Raw genomic sequence first — 14174 nt, forward strand, 5'->3', positions numbered from 1 at the left:
CCGACCCAACCGCTACCGCCCCTGACGGAGAGGTGCTCAACCATGGACATTCGCGCTCTCGGCTACCTCCGCCTGGAGACCACCAAGTTGGAGGAGTGGCGCGCCTACACCCTCGACGTCCTCGGCATGGTGGAGGCCTCCGGCACCACCGAGGACACCCTCTACCTGCGCATGGACGACCGTTCGTACCGCATCGCCATCCAGAAGGGCGAGAGCGACCGGTTGCTGGCGGCCGGCTGGGAGGTGGCGAATGCCGCCGCCCTCGCCACGGCCACCCAGGAGCTGGAGACCGCCGGCTTCGCCGTCAAGGCGGCCGATGTCGCCGAGCTCGCCGAGCGCCGCGTCCAGGGCCTGATCCACGTGACGGACCCGGGCGGCAACCCGCTGGAGATCTACTGGGGCCAGGCGCAGGACCACACCGCGCTCGGCACCCCGTACGGCAACCGCTTTGTCACCGGCGACCTGGGTCTCGGCCATGTGGTGCTGCCGGTGCCCGACATCGAGGCCGCACTGGACTTCTACGAGAACCTGCTGGGTCTCCAGCTGCGCGACTCGATGAAGCTGCCGCCGCAGGCCGTCCCGACGGCCACGGAGCAGCGGGACTTCCACTGGATGCACTTCCTGAGCCCCAACCGCCGCCACCACAGCCTGGGCCTGTACCCCGGCGCGCTGCCCCCAGGCATCGTGCACTTCATGGTGGAACTGGAGACCCTCGACGACGTGGGCCGCGGACTGGACCGCATGAACGCAGCCGGCATTCCCATCGCCTCCAGCCTCGGTCGCCACACCAACGACCGCATGGTCTCCTTCTACGCCCAGGCCCCCGGCGGATTCCAGGTCGAGTACGGCTGGGACGGCCTGCTCGTCGACCCCGCCACCTGGGTCGCCAAGGAGATCACCGCGGACAGCTTCTGGGGCCACCAGTGGAACGGCTGACCGGCGGCCAGGTGGGCGCAGCCGTCTTCCGGGACGTCCTCGGCCGCTTCGCCAGTGGCATCACGGTGGTGGCGGCACTCGACGGCACGGAGCCCGTCGGGTTCGCCTGTCAGTCCTTCGCCTCTCTCTCCCTCGACCCGCCGCTGGTCATGCTGGCCGTCGGCAAGACGTCCACCAGCTGGCCGAGGATCGAACGGGCCGGCCGCTTCTGCGTCAACATCCTCGCCGAGGACCAGAAGCAGGTCTGCGCGGCACTCGGCGCCCGCGGCGGGCAGAAGTTCGACGCTGTTCCCTGGCACACCTCGGCGCACGGCACCGTGGTGATCGACGGCGCCCTGGCCACCGTGGACTGCCGCCTGGCGGCGGTCCACGAGGCCGGCGACCACTACATCGTCACCGGCGAGGTCGTCGACCTGGCGGCCCAGGAGAACGGGCGGCCGCTGCTGTACTTCCGGAGCCGCTACGCCGCAGGCACGTTCTCGAGCTGAGCACAGCCCCGCACCGACCGCAAAGGAACCCACACCCCCATGCCGATCGACGTCGAGAAGGTGACCTCCGCCCCGCCCGTGCGCGCCGCAGCGGTCTGGGACGACCGCGAAGTGCGGCTGTACCACCTGGCGCTGGGCGCGGGCGTCCCGGAGGCCGACCCGGCTGAACTGCGCTACGTCTACGAAGGGCACGAGCGGGGCCTGCACGTGTTGCCGACCTTCGGCGTGGTGGCCGGCGGCAGTGGGGGAGTGGGGTTCCAGGTCTTCGACCTGCCGGGAGTGGACATCGACCTGGCCGCGGTGCTGCACGGCGGCCAGGAGATCGTCGTGCACCGTCCGCTGCCTGCCGCCGCCCGGGGGACCACGGTCACCTGGGTGCCTGCGGTGTACGACAAGGGCAAGGCCGCTGTCATCGTGCAGGAGTCCACCCTCCTCGGCGAGGACGGCGAGCCGCTGATCACCCAGCGCAACCACATCTTCGTACGCGGGGAAGGCGGCTTCGGCGGGGAGCGCGGCCCCTCCGAGCGCCTCCGTGCGCCGGACCGGGAGCCCGACCTGGTGCTCGAGATTCCGACGCTCCGTCAGCAGGCGCTGCTCTACCGGCTCGCCGGGGACTGGAACCCGCTGCACGCCGACCCCGCCACCGCCCGCCGCGCGGGCTACGACCGGCCCATCCTGCACGGGCTGTGCTCCTTCGGGACGGCGGTCAAGGCCGTCACCGACCGTCTGCTGGACGGGGACGTCGCCCGCATCACGGAGTGCCGTACGCGCTTCGCCGGGGTGTTCTTCCCCGGTGAGACCCTGCGGCTGCGTGTGTGGGAGACGGGCGACGGCTACCGGCTCACGGCCACGGCCGCGGACCGCGACGACGCACCGGTCCTCACCGACGCCCGAATCTCCCCCGGCTCGCCGAGCCCCCGCTGAACCCCCGCCGAACCAGAGAGGACCGCACACCCGCATGAGCACTGAGTGGCACCACACCTACGACGTCGTGGTGGTCGGCTCCGGCGCCGCCGGGATGGCCGCGGCCATCACCGCCCGGCTGCGCGGACTGACCGCCCTCGTGGTCGAGAAGACCGAGGTCTACGGCGGTACGACCGCCCTGTCCGGCGGCGCGATCTGGGTGCCGAACAACTTCCACCTGGACGCCGCCGGGCTCGGGGACACCCCCGAGAAGGCCCGCGCCTACCTGGACGCCACCGTCGGCGATCGGGTCCCCGCCGCCCGCAAGGACGCCTACCTCGAGCACGGGCCGCGGATGGTACGGGAGTTCCATGACCGGACGGCCGTGAAGTTCGTCTACACCCCCGGCTACTCCGACTACTTCCCGGAGGAGCTCGGCGGCTACCCGCAGGGCCGCTCCGTCGAACCGCAGATCTTCGACTTCACCCGGCTCCCGCCCGAGCAGCGCGCCACCATGCGACGGGCCGGGCTCCCCACCTACGGGCTCACCATCACCTCCAAGGACTTCCGCCACCTGAACATGGCCGGGCGCACCTGGGCCGGCAGGCGGACCTCGGCCAGGGTCGGCGCCCGCGCGGTCAGGGCCCTGCTCTCCGGTCAGAAGCTGCTTTCCCTCGGCGAGGCGCTGATCGCCCGGATGCGGCAGTCGCTGGGGACGCTCGGAGGCGAGCTGTGGCTGTCCGCCCCGCTGACCCGACTGGTGGAGGAGAGCGGCCGGATCGCCGGCATTCGGGTCACCCGAGACGGCCGGGAGCTCGCGATCCGGGCGACCGGCGGTGTGGTCCTCGCCTCCGGCGGCTTCTCGCAGAACCAGCAACTGCGCGAGAAGTACCTGCCGGCACCGACCTCTGTCGAGTGGAGCGCCGCTCCCGAGGGCCAGAGCGGCGACGCCCTGGAGGCGGGCATGGCCGTCGGCGCCGCGGTCGACCTGATGGACCGGGTGTGGGGTGCACCGTCCGCGGTGCCTCCCGGAGGCAAGCCGTTCTTCCTCGTGGCCGACCGCGGTATCCCCGGGATGGTGATCGTCAACTCGGCGGGCGAGCGCTACGCCAACGAGGCCTCCCCCTACCACCAGTTCGTCGACGCGATGTACGCCAACGACCGGCCGGAGGCGACCACCGTCCCGTCCTGGCTGATCCTCGACGCCGTCTCCAAGTCCCGCTACTTCATCATGGGGCTCTTCCCGGGCCAGGCGTTCCCCAGGCCGTGGCTGGAGAACGGCTTCGTCAAAAAGGCCGGGACCGTCGAGGAGCTGGCCGGGCAGATCGGTGCTGCTCCGGAGCGGCTGCGCGCCACCGTGGACCGATTCAACGGCTTCGCCCGCGCCGGCCGTGACGAGGACTTCCATCGCGGCGACAGCGTCTACGACCGCTACTACGGCGACCCGACGCTGCCCAATCCCAATCTGGCGCCGCTGGAGAAGGGTCCGTTCTACGCCGTCCCGGTGCACCCCGGCGACATCGGTACCAAGGGCGGTCTGGTCACCGACGCCACAGCCCGGGTGCTGCGGGAGGACGGGACGGTGATCGAGGGCCTGTACGCCTGCGGCAACGTCTCCGCCGCGGTCATGGGCGGGACGTACCCGGGTCCCGGCGCGACCATCGGCCCCGCCATGACGTTCGGCTGGCTCGCGGCCGACCACATCGCGCGCACCTGACCCTGTGACATACAGCAGACCAAGAGAGGAAGTTGACCCATGAAGCGCTTCGAGGGACGGCGAGTCCTGATCACCGGTGGCGGATCGGGCATCGGCCGGGCGACCGTCCTGCGGCTCCTGCGGGAGGGCGCGGCCGTCGTTGCCGCCGATGTCTCCGAGCCCGGGCTCAAGGAGACGGCCGCCCTGGCCGCCGGCCACGCGGACCGGTTGCGCAGCCGGGTCATGGACATCGCGGACGAGTCCTCCGTACGGGAGGGCGTCGGCGGCGCGCTCGCCGACCTGGGCGGCCTGGACGTGCTGGTCAACGCGGCGGGCATCCTGCGGTCCGCGCACACCGAGCAGATGACGCTGGAGTTCTGGAACCGGATCGTCGCGGTGAACCTCACCGGCACCTTCCTGGTGACCCGGGAGGCGCTGCCCGCGCTGCTGGCCAACGGCCGGGGCGTGGTCGTCAACTTCAGCTCCACGTCGGCGTCCTTCGCCCACCCCTACATGGCCGCGTACGCGGCGAGCAAGGGCGGCATCCAGTCCTTCACCCACGCCATCGCACTGGAGTACGCCAAGCAGGGGCTGCGGGCGTTGTGCGTGGCGCCCGGAAGCATCTCCAGCGGCATGACCGACGGCTCCGGTGCCGGCGGCCGGAACAGCGGGCCCGGCCTGCCCGAGGACACCGACTGGGAGCTGTTCGGCAAACTGCGGCCGGCGCTGACAGGGGAGGGCTTCGCCGATCCGGCGACGGGCTTCGCCGGTCCGGAGTCCGTCGCGGGCGTCGTGGCGATGCTGGCCTCGGACGACGGTGCCTTCATCACCGGCACCGAACTCCGCATCGACGGCGGCACCCACATGTGACCGACGGAAGAAGTCAGCGGCGAGCAGGCCGGAGGCCTGGGCGCGCAGGAACTCGCGTCGGGCCGGCCCCGCGCCGGGGCTGTGTCGGGGTGCGGGGCCGAGTCCGGAGCTGCGCAGGATACGGCGGATGGCCGAGGCCTCCCACGCGACAACGACCTTCTCGTCGGCGGCCTCGACGAGCTCGTCGACGAGCTCGGTGGCCACCACGTACGTGACGGCGCTGCCGCGGCAAGGCGTGCGAGCCGTAGAGCCGTTTGGTCCCGTCGGCCCCGAACGTCAGGGTCCTTGCCCGGCTGGGGCTGCGGCGGCGTCGGTGTCCTCTGTGGCGTCCAGGGTGCTCCAGCCGTCGATGGGGATGGTTCCACGCCGGTAGCCCGCCTCGTCGAGCAGATGGCCGCTGAGTTTCATCGGCCACAGGGCCACCGCCCGGTCGCCGATGGTGCTGCCGGGTGCCTGTGTGGTGACGCGGGCTTCGAGTCGCTGGATGTCGTTGACCGAGCGGACCCATGCGACGACGAGCAGGTTGTGGCGCCCGGTGATGGCGGCGCACAGGCGTACGTCCGGCATGCCGGCGATGCGGCGGGCCGCGTCTTCGACGCTGCCGGAGGGGACCTGCGCCCACAGAACGGCTGCGACCGGCCGCTGGGACAGAGGGCGCGCGGTCTCGCAGCGGATGTGCACGGCGCCCGCATCGAGCAGGTGCCTGGTGCGTCGGCGGATCGTGTCGACTCCGGTGCCACAGGTCTCGGCGAGTGCCGTGTAGGGGGCGCGCCCGTCCTCGGACAGTGCCACCATGATGCGGCGGTCCAGGTCGGTTGGCGGGCCACCGGTGCGGCCGACCGGCGGCCGACGTTCCGTCAGCCGTGCCACCTGGTCGGCGCTGAGCGCGCGCAGCCGCCACCGGCTGCCCTCGGTGTAGATCGCCCCGGCCACATGGGTCCGGCTCGCGGTGACGCCGGGCAGCGAGCTCAAGGAGCGGGTCACCCAGCGGGACAGCGAGGCGAGGTCCGGTCGCATCACAGTGAGCAGCAGGTCCCGGTCCCCGGTGACGTGCTCGACGGTGGTGACCATCGGCTGCCGGCTGAGCCGGTCGGCGACTTCGAGGACCCGGCCGCCCGCGCAGTCGACTTCGACGAAGGCGAGACATCCCTGCCCGGACTCGGCCAGGGCGGGACCCGGGTAGCAGCTGATCCACGCGGCGCCGCGGTCGGTGAGCCGCTTCCAGCGGCGGGCGAGGGTGACCGCATCGTGGTCGAGCACGCTCGCCAGGCGGGACCAGGTCGCGCGGGGGCTGATCTGCAGAGCGTGGACGAGCGCCGAGTCCGCCTCGTTCAGCTGGCCGGAATCCTTCATCTGATCGAGGCTATCGCGATTTTCCGGCGCTTTCTGGTCAGTCATGGCGTGTGGCCTTCACGCTCGGTCCACTGCTCGCGAACCGCGGGCGGCTGGACCGTGTCGGGAAGGTGCAAGGAACATGTCGGTACTGGCGGATGCCGAGGAGCTGCGGGACGAGCTGGTGGCCCTGCGGCGCGCCCTGCACCGGGAGCCCGAGCTGGGGCTCGACCTGCCGCGCACGCAGGACAAGGTGCTCGCGGCACTGGACGGGTTGCCGTTGGAGATCACCACGGGCAAGGGCCTGACGTCGGTGACGGCGGTGCTGCGCGGGTCGCGTCCCGGAGGAGCCGTGCTGCTGCGCGGTGACATGGACGCCCTGCCGGTGCAGGAGGCGTCCGGGGTGGGCTACGCCTCCGAGGTGCCAGGCAGGATGCACGCCTGCGGGCACGATCTGCACACGGCCGGGCTGGTCGGCGCCGCGCGCCTGTTGAGCGCCCGGCGCGAACAGCTGCAGGGCGACGTGGTGTTCATGTTCCAGCCCGGCGAGGAGGGCTACAACGGGGCCGGGCGCATGATCGACGAAGGTGTTCTGGAGGCCGCCGGTCGCCCGCTGGACGCCGCGTACGCTGTCCATGTCTCCGCCAACCGGGTCCCGCAGGGCATGCTGGTGAGTCGGCCGGGCACCGTGATGACCGCGTCCGACGTGCTGCGGGTCACCGTGCGCGGGCGCGGCGGGCACGGCTCCGCGCCGCACTCCGCCCTGGACCCGGTCCCGGCGACCTGCGAGATGGTCACCGCGATCCACAGCTGGACCACCCGGACGTTCGACATCTTCGACCCGGTCGTGGTCACCGTCGGGAAGCTCCACGCCGGCACCCAGAACAATGTCATCCCCGAGACGGCCTCCTTCGAGGCCACCGTGCGCAGTTACTCCGTCGTCCATCACGAGCGGCTCGCTCAGGGGCTGCCCCGCCTGGTCCGCGGCATCGCCGCCGCGCACGGCCTCGACGTCGACGTCGACTACGAGGTGCAGTACCCGGTGACCGTCAACGAGCCCGGGGAGACCGCCTTCGCCATGGACGCGGCGCGGGAACTGCTCGGTGACGACCAGGTGTTCCTCTCGCCGATACCCGCCAGCGGGTCGGAGGACTTCTCCCTGGTTCTGGAGCGGGTTCCCGGCGCGATGCTGCTGCTCGGGGCCGTGCCCGAGGGACGCGATCCCGGGACGGCGCCCATGAACCACTCGCCGCAGGCGGTGTTCGACGACGCAGTCCTGCCGCGCCAGGCGGCGTTCCTCGCGGATTTGGCCACGAAGAGGCTGGCCCGCACGGCCGGCTCGTCGCTCACTACCCCTCGGACGTGAGACCGCCGCACGACGTGGACCCTACGGCCCGGACCAGCGGCCGCACCTCGGCCGGGCCCGCCCCGCTCCGGCCAGTCCCGTCATGGTCCACCCGTGTCGGCCAGGGCCCACGGTCTGTCCCGCTCGTGAACCGAAAGGTGTGTCAATGAGCGTCACCCAGCCCCGGCCGCAGTCGACGCCGTCCGGCCCCGCGCCCGGATCTGTTCGCGGCGTCGTCGGACTGCTCGTCCTGTTCGAGCTGACCAGCGGGTTCCTCCAGGGAGGGATCACACCCCTGATCCCCGCCATCCGGGACATGCTCGGCATCAGCCCGGGCACGGCCCAGTGGATCACCGCCGTGCAGTTCCTGTCCGCCGCCGTGTGCGTGCCCGCCTTCGGACGCCTCGGCGACCGGTACGGGCACCGGCTCATGCTGCGCGTCGCCCTGGCGTGCGTCGCCGCGGGCAGCACGCTGGTCGCGCTCGCCCCCGACGTGACGCTGCTGTTGGCCGGCCGCGTGCTCCTCGGTCCGCTGGCCGCGTTGCTGGCCCTGGAGATCGGGCTGTGCCGCGACCGTCTGGGACCGCAGGCAAGCCGTCGAGCCGTCGGCCTGCTCGTCTCCTCCCTCGTACTCGGATCGATGCTCGGCTCGTTCACGACCGGGCTTCTGGACCGTCTCCTCGGCGGTGTCCGCCCCACCCTGTGGTGCTTCGCCGTGCTGGCTGCCGCCTGCGTCCTGCTGTCGATCCGCGGTATTCCCGAGACCCGGCACAAGGCCTCCGGCCGAATGGACTGGGTGGGCGTGGGCCTGCTGAGCGTGGCCCTCGTCCTCTTCCTGGCCGCGGTCTCCCAGGGCGGCACACGGGGCTGGTCATCGCCCGGAACGCTCGCCGGCCTCGCCACAGCGCTCGTGCTGTTCGCCCTGTGGGTGCGCTGGGAACTCCGCCAGGAACACCCGCTGGTGGATGTGCGATCGGCGGCCGGACGGGCCGTGGCCCCGCACCTCGCCTCCGGCTTCGCGCTCGGCGTCGTGATGCTCGCCGAGCCGGTCGTCGCCGTCTCATACCTGGACGCCGCACCGGAGACCACGGGCTACGGCTTCGGGCTCGCCGCCTGGCAGATCGGCCTGTGGGGCGGCATTCCGCACCTGGCGGGCTTCCTGGCGGCCGCCACCAGTGCATCGGTCGCCGCACGGATCGGCCTGCGCCGCATGCTCGTACTCGCCTTCGGCCTCGTCGCCGCCGGAAACACCGCACTGGTCGCGGCCCACTCCTCGCTGCACGGGTTCGCCCTCGCCTACGCCGTCGCGGGAGCCGGGACGGGCCTGGCCAGCGGCGGACTGCCGACCGTGATCGTCGAAGCCAGCCCCGCGGACCGGTCCGCCAGCGCGGTGGCCGTCTACAACAACCTCAAGACACTCGGCGGCAGCATCGCCGGCGCCGCGTTCGCCGCGATCCTCGGCACCCTGCTGGCGGACGGCACCACGGCACCGGCCCTGTCCGCCTACCTCACCGTGTGGTCGCTGTGCGCGGTCGTGACCACGACGGCACTGCTCCTCACCCTGCTCGCCCCGCGCCGCGACTGACCCGCCCTCATGCGCCGCCTCGCCTCTCCCGAGGAGTACCTCATGCCCGACACCGAAACCTCGGCGGTCGCCCCGAGCCGCGCTGCGACTGGGCCGAGCGCTGTCGCCGAGGCTCACACGAACCGATTCCCGGAGAGCGCCCTTCAGGGCCCGCCCGGGCCCGTGCCGTCGGCTCGTTTCCGCTGGTAGTGGGTTCGGCCTTTGGCGGAGTTCCCGCAGGTGGCCATATCGCACCAGCGGCGGCGGCCGCCCCGGGAGCTGTCGATGAACACCCAGCCGCATCGCAGACCGGGGCAGACGCGGGTGCGTTCCAGCGGCAGCGCCCGAAGCAGGTCGAATGCCTGTAGGGCGAGTTCGTGGTTGAGGTACTCGAGCCCCGATGTCTCGACGCAGACCTGGAGTTGCGGCGTGTTCCCGCGGACGGTGAGACGCGTACTGGCGACGGCGTGCTTCCAATGGTTCTCAACCTGGTCGACCGCCTCCGCGGGAGCCGGAGCGCCTGGGTGGATCAGTGCCGTGACCAGATCGTGCAGAGCCTCGCGCAGCTCGCGAGTGCGGTCCAGGGCCAGCTCGGCCCTGCCGGGCTCGGTGTCGGCCAGCCGCCGCAGGTCCGTGAGGTCGGCGGGGGCGAAGTGACCGGTGAGGGCGGCCCATTCCAGCAGGCGCGGGTAGCCGTCGAGCCAGTCGGTCGGCTCCGCGTCACGTGCCGTGACCGTGTTCACCAGGTCGATGACGATGTGCCCGCCGATCAGGTCACGGCACCTGAAGGTGTGGGGCTGGATGGTTCCCGTCACGCGTGAGCCGCCTTTCATGGGCTTGCCTCATTCCATCCAACCAGTGTACTGATGTTATCCGGTTGGAAAACCTCCCGGCTGATAGGAGACGCCCATGGCTGCTGCCATCGAGCTCATCGCGGCCCCCTGGAACCTCGGCCTGCGACCGCCCGCGCCGAGGCGCGATCCCGGAACATGGCGGGCCCCGCAAGCGCTGCTGTCGGCGGGACTGGAAGCACGTCTGCGGCCCGCCCGAGTGACAGAGCTCGACCGCCCGCCCTACGAGTTCGACGCGCAGCCGGCGACCCGCATCCGCAACGGGGTAACCATCCGCGAGCACGCGCTGCGGCTCGGCGAGGCCGTCCAGGCCACGCTCGCCGCCTCCCGGTTCGCGGTCGTGCTGGGCGGCGACTGCAGCATCCTGCTGGGGTGCCTGCTGGGCGCCCGGCGCCACGGACGCTGCGGCCTGGTTCACCTCGACGGCCACAACGACTTCCGCCACCCCGGCAACCACGACGCCGGTTCCTCCCTCGGCTCGGCGGCCGGAATGGATCTGGCCCTGGCCACCGGCCGTGGCGAGCTGCTGCTCACCCACTGGCCGGTGGTGGGCCGACCCCTGGTCGCTGACGAGGACGTGATCCAGATCGGCGACCGGGAGGATGAGGGCGCACCCCCGGTCACCCGGTTCACCGCCCAGGAGATCCAGCAGATCGGCATCGCCGATCTGGGCCGGCAGGTCATCCGCCGCCTGGAGCGGCGCGAGCTGGACCGCGTCTGGCTCCACCTCGACCTCGATGTACTCGACGAACGCGTCCTGCCCGCGGTGGACTCCCCGGGCCGTCCCGGCCTGGACTTCTCCCAGCTCACCGAACTCGTCTCGACCCTGGCCGGCACAGGCCGGGTGGTGGGGCTCGACGTCGCCATCTACGATCCGGAACTCGACCCGGACGGTGCGTACGCCCCTCCCATCGTCGACTGCCTCGCCTCCGCCCTGACCCCGCTTGCGACCGTGGAGAGGCACCCATGAAGACGCTGCTCACCGACGGCCCCAGCAACCTGTACGCGACCGAGATGAAGCAGTTCGGACGCCTGACCGGACACTGGGCGACCCAGATCACCTACTACCCCACCAACGGCTCACCAGCCCGCCGCGTCAGCGGCGAATGGGAGTTCAGCTACGCGCTGGAGGGCAGAGCAGTCCTGGATGTCTGGCAATGGCCCGGGCACGAGGAACTCCTCGCCGCAGGCCGCGCTCCGGGCCAGGAGTGCGGCCTGTGCGTACGAATCTGGGATCCGCGCCTGCAACTGTGGCGGTTCACCTTCCACGGCACCGCCCGCGGCGACGTGGTGCACATGTACGCCCGCCAGATCGACGACGACATCGTCATGGAACGCGCCGCCGGCAGCGACCTCATCCGCTGGACCTTCACCGACATCACCGCCGACACCTTCCACTGGCGCAACGAACGATCGATCGACGGCGGACACACCTGGCGGCTCGACCAAGGGGTCAGCGCCCGCCGCCTACGGTGAGAGGCCTCGATACAACGGTCAGGCCCTCTACCGGCAAAGACACCACGATCGACGGTCTTCTCGGCGTTTCATGTGTGATGGCAGCTCCAGCACACGCACAGAGACGACGTGACCGCTCGTCCCCGGTGGATCGGCCGGATGAATCAGCTCGCCCAGCTCGTCTTCCACCACAGCCCCTCTGCACCGGCCTCGCACGCGGACGGCAGCGTCGCAACGCGATCGCCGCACTGCGCTCGCCGTCCGCTTCGCCAAGCAGCGCGGGCTGATCCTCGCCAACCCCACCACCCGCCTCAAAGCCGAGAACATCGAGCGCAGGTGTGTCTCATGAGACACGAAGTGACGTGATGGTGGGTGGCGTTGGGCGGTGGGAAAGTACGCCGGCGTCGGTCCGGGCTACGCGAAGCGTTCGTGGTCGGCCAGCACCGCGTCGATCACATCGAGATGGATGTCGACTCGCCCGTCCCTGGGATCGGAGCACTGGGTCAACGTCAGCAGAGACTTCCACAGCGCCCAGCCCCTGGCCCTGGCCCAGGTGCCGTCATCCTGGCCGACTGTGTGCCGGAATGCCTCGCGGCTTTCCTCGCGGAGCATCGTCCAGGCGATCACGAGATCGCAGGCGGGGTCGCCGATGCCCGAGGTGCCGAAGTCGATGACGGCCGACAACTTGCCGTCGGCGACAAGCAGGTTGTTGCCGCCGATGTCGCCGTGGAACCACACCGGCGTTCCACGCCATTGGGCCTCGAGTGCCGCTTGCCAGGTCTCGGTGGCCCTCACGGTGTCGATCCGGCTGCTCAGGGCGGTGATGCAGCGACGTGTCTCGTCGTCGTAGTGGGCGGGTGACGCGCCGCGATACCCGCTGTGCGCCCCGGCGAGAGGGCCGCCCTCGGAGTCACAGCGCTGAAGGGCGAGGATGAACCCGGCGACACTGGTGGCGAACTGGGTCATGTCGTCGATGCGTTCGGGAGAAGCCGTCTCACCGGGCAGCCAGCCACGCACGGACCAGGGGTAGGGGTATCCCGCGCCGGGGGCTCCCTTGGCCAGGACGGTGGGGACAGCCACCGGCAGCGCGGGGGCCAGGCGAGGCAGCCAGTCGCATTCCTTGTCGACCGCAGGGGCGTAGCCGGCCGCGGTGGGCAGACGGACCGTCATGTCGTCACCGAGGCGGTAGGTGCGGTTGTCCCAGCCGTCCACAGCCACCGGGACCACGGGCAGACGGCTCCACTGAGGGAACTGAGCGGTGATCAACCGCTTCACCAGGGCGGCGTTGATTCCCGCGCGCCCGTCCGACACAGCTGTAAGCACCCGCTGATCCTAAGAGTCATCACGTAATGCTGTGATGTCCGCCCGGTGTCTGCGCGGACCTGGCACGCCTGGGTGGTGTGCTGTCCGTGCAGCCGGCTGCTCCGACGTGGGCCTTGTGCCGCTTGGTTGCGGGTCGGGTCTCATTCGGGGTTTGTCCGGTACCGGGTGGTGGCGTTTCGCCGAGCAGAGGCCCACGGCCGGAATGTTCCGGCTTCTGGGCTGCCGCGTGGGTGCGGCCCCGGGTGGGGCGGGCACCGCGCTGCGGTTGACTCGACAGGGCTTCTTGCAGCCCTTCATGGAACAAGATCTGTGTGTGGCGCGCCTGGACTACGTCCAGGCGCGCGGTGCTGGGGGCGTCCGGGTCGGTGAGGCGGACGTGGGCGCCCAGAGCCGCGGAGACCTTGTCCCGGTCGCCGACGAGCCCGCACGAGGTGCAGACATGGATCCGGGCGGCGAGGGTTTTGATGACCTTCTCGCCGCAGAAGCAGGTCTGGGACAGCTTCGTGGTGAAGGTGGAGGCGCGAAGCATTCGCCCGCCGGATTTCTCGCACTCGCGGCCGATGGCGGCTATGAGCCTGCCTGGTGTGGTGGCTTGGAGGGCTTTGCCCCACCGGCGGTACCAGGTGCGGATGTCGCAGTCCTCAACGACGAGGTTCGCGCCGTGGTCGGTGATGATGTCTGCGGCGATGCGGCGGGCGCGGTGGTCTTTCGCCGCGGCCTGGGTGGCGGCGGCTTCGGCGAGGCGGGCCCGGTTGAGCCGGTAGCCGGCCGACAAGCTGTCGCGCCAGTATGCCTGCTTCGGCACCCCGGCCTTGTTCGCCGCCCTCGCACCGCGGGGCATGTCAACGGTCCGCTCGGGCAGGCCTGTTGCGGCCCGTCGTTCGGCGCGGACCTGCTGACGTTTCGACGGCCGGTACTGGTCAGGGTTGGACGCCCGGCGGGAACGGTCGAGCGCCCTCTTACGGCCGCGTTCCCTGCGGCGGGCCTTTGCCAGCGCGGCGAGCTCCTCGTCGGACGGCTCGATGCGGGTCGCTTCGACGTAGCCGTCGGCGGGGTCGAAGGTGGCCGGGAAGGAGACGATGGACAGGTTGGAGACGTTGCCGTCGACCCCGCCGGCCCGCTCCAGCTCATCCGCCGCTGCACGCCGGGTCTTCGTCGTGGGGGATGCGTAGCCGCCGGCCAGGACCATCAGGTGGGCCTCGTACGCCCACCCGCCGGGTACGGACGCATCCCGGCGGCGCACGAGGTCAATCTTGTGCCAGGTCTCCGGGTTGTTCAGGAAATGCAGCAGGTAGGGCCACCGTCCTGAGCCGGACGGCAGGCGCACGGGCAGGACCAGGTCGCCGCGGCCGCTGTCGGCGCCGCCGGTGAACACGACCGCCAGCGCTCCGGTGTGGTCCCACCAGGTCGC

General features: G+C 71.2%; 12 protein-coding genes and 1 pseudogene. 9 read left to right on the forward strand and 4 right to left on the reverse strand.

Going from position 1 to position 14174, the window contains the following annotated elements; translation table 11 throughout:
• Positions 1-42 precede the first annotated feature (42 nt).
• From ACFU8W_RS27270 to ACFU8W_RS27290, 5 genes are read left to right on the forward strand one after another with little or no spacing between them, the layout of a single operon-like run.
• The gene (locus ACFU8W_RS27270; protein WP_384042238.1) at positions 43-936 is read left to right on the forward strand and encodes a VOC family protein; all 894 of its coding nucleotides are present in this window, start codon (positions 43-45) and stop codon (positions 934-936) included.
• Entirely contained in the window at positions 924-1424 is a 501-nt protein-coding gene (locus ACFU8W_RS27275) for a flavin reductase family protein (RefSeq protein WP_384042241.1), read from the forward strand. Before ACFU8W_RS27270 ends, ACFU8W_RS27275 begins: the two co-directional genes overlap by 13 nt.
• A 39-nt stretch (positions 1425-1463) precedes the next feature.
• Positions 1464-2348, forward strand: coding sequence for a MaoC/PaaZ C-terminal domain-containing protein (locus ACFU8W_RS27280; protein ID WP_384042244.1), 885 nt, complete (start codon positions 1464-1466; stop codon positions 2346-2348).
• Between the two features lie 34 nt (positions 2349-2382).
• A complete protein-coding gene (locus ACFU8W_RS27285) occupies positions 2383-4044 on the forward strand; it encodes an FAD-dependent oxidoreductase (RefSeq protein WP_384042246.1) in 1662 nt (553 codons plus the stop codon).
• A gap of 39 nt (positions 4045-4083) precedes the next feature.
• Entirely contained in the window at positions 4084-4893 is an 810-nt protein-coding gene (locus tag ACFU8W_RS27290; protein WP_384042252.1) for an SDR family NAD(P)-dependent oxidoreductase, read from the forward strand.
• Between the two features lie 276 nt (positions 4894-5169).
• Here the strand turns inward: ACFU8W_RS27290 and ACFU8W_RS27295 are convergent, their stop codons facing one another.
• On the reverse strand, positions 5170-6246 hold the full coding sequence (locus ACFU8W_RS27295) for an Lrp/AsnC family transcriptional regulator (protein WP_384042256.1): 1077 nt from the start codon (positions 6244-6246) through the stop codon (positions 5170-5172).
• 121 nt (positions 6247-6367) lie between these two features.
• On the opposite strand from ACFU8W_RS27295, the gene ACFU8W_RS27300 reads away from it, so the two are divergent.
• Positions 6368-7591 carry a M20 family metallopeptidase gene (locus ACFU8W_RS27300; protein WP_384042260.1) on the forward strand — a complete coding sequence of 408 codons (1224 nt, stop codon included), beginning with the start codon at positions 6368-6370 and terminating at the stop codon, positions 7589-7591.
• A gap of 145 nt (positions 7592-7736) precedes the next feature.
• Positions 7737-9155: an MFS transporter gene (locus ACFU8W_RS27305; protein WP_384042263.1), complete on the forward strand. Its 1419-nt coding sequence runs from the start codon at positions 7737-7739 to the stop codon at positions 9153-9155.
• Between the two features lie 143 nt (positions 9156-9298).
• Here the strand turns inward: ACFU8W_RS27305 and ACFU8W_RS27310 are convergent, their stop codons facing one another.
• Positions 9299-9949 carry a CGNR zinc finger domain-containing protein gene (locus tag ACFU8W_RS27310; protein ID WP_384042266.1) on the reverse strand — a complete coding sequence of 217 codons (651 nt, stop codon included), beginning with the start codon at positions 9947-9949 and terminating at the stop codon, positions 9299-9301.
• A gap of 94 nt (positions 9950-10043) precedes the next feature.
• On the opposite strand from ACFU8W_RS27310, the gene ACFU8W_RS27315 reads away from it, so the two are divergent.
• Both ACFU8W_RS27315 and ACFU8W_RS27320 read left to right on the forward strand, forming a co-directional pair.
• On the forward strand, positions 10044-10955 hold the full coding sequence (locus ACFU8W_RS27315) for an arginase family protein (RefSeq protein WP_384042269.1): 912 nt from the start codon (positions 10044-10046) through the stop codon (positions 10953-10955).
• Positions 10952-11461 (forward strand): hypothetical protein, encoded by a 510-nt coding sequence (locus ACFU8W_RS27320; protein WP_384042272.1) that lies wholly within the window; start codon positions 10952-10954, stop codon positions 11459-11461. The genes ACFU8W_RS27315 and ACFU8W_RS27320 overlap by 4 nt, the downstream gene beginning before the upstream one ends.
• Before the next feature lie 393 nt (positions 11462-11854).
• Here the strand turns inward: ACFU8W_RS27320 and ACFU8W_RS27325 are convergent, their stop codons facing one another.
• A complete protein-coding gene (locus tag ACFU8W_RS27325) occupies positions 11855-12763 on the reverse strand; it encodes an aminoglycoside phosphotransferase family protein (RefSeq protein ID WP_384042275.1) in 909 nt (302 codons plus the stop codon).
• Between the two features lie 19 nt (positions 12764-12782).
• Positions 12783-14174: pseudogene (locus ACFU8W_RS27330) on the reverse strand (transposase); the annotation flags it as partial.

The organism is Streptomyces sp. NPDC057565 (genome assembly GCF_042801455.1).
Taxonomy (GTDB): Bacteria; Actinomycetota; Actinomycetes; order Streptomycetales; family Streptomycetaceae; genus Streptomyces; species Streptomyces yanii.